1 protein-coding gene is annotated in these 243 nt (G+C 41.2%); it reads right to left on the reverse strand.

Annotation, left to right across the window (positions count from 1 at the left end):
* Positions 1–243 (reverse strand): hypothetical protein (locus AAEY72_RS16045; RefSeq protein WP_352311662.1); only part of this gene is annotated, 243 nt, incomplete at both ends.

Below are 243 nucleotides of genomic sequence, written 5' to 3' on the forward strand. Positions count from 1 at the left end.
CGTTACCACCGTTAGCTTTCTCTGAATATCCTACAGCATCTTTTTGATCTTGAGTTAACGGAGCGCCAGAAAACCATGAATCTTGATCAGCATAAATTGAGTTGATCATATCATTTGCATTGATAGAGTTATCAACTGACGTTGACGCTTCGTTCTTACCGAAAGTGTAAGACACATCCCAGTTCATACCGGTGTGTACATCAAGTAATCCTGCTAAACCTGCAGACATACGCCATGTATTCG

Origin of the sequence: Psychrobacter sp. W2-37-MNA-CIBAN-0211 (assembly GCF_040309405.1) — a bacterium.
Taxonomy (GTDB): Bacteria; Pseudomonadota; Gammaproteobacteria; order Pseudomonadales; family Moraxellaceae; genus Psychrobacter; species Psychrobacter glaciei.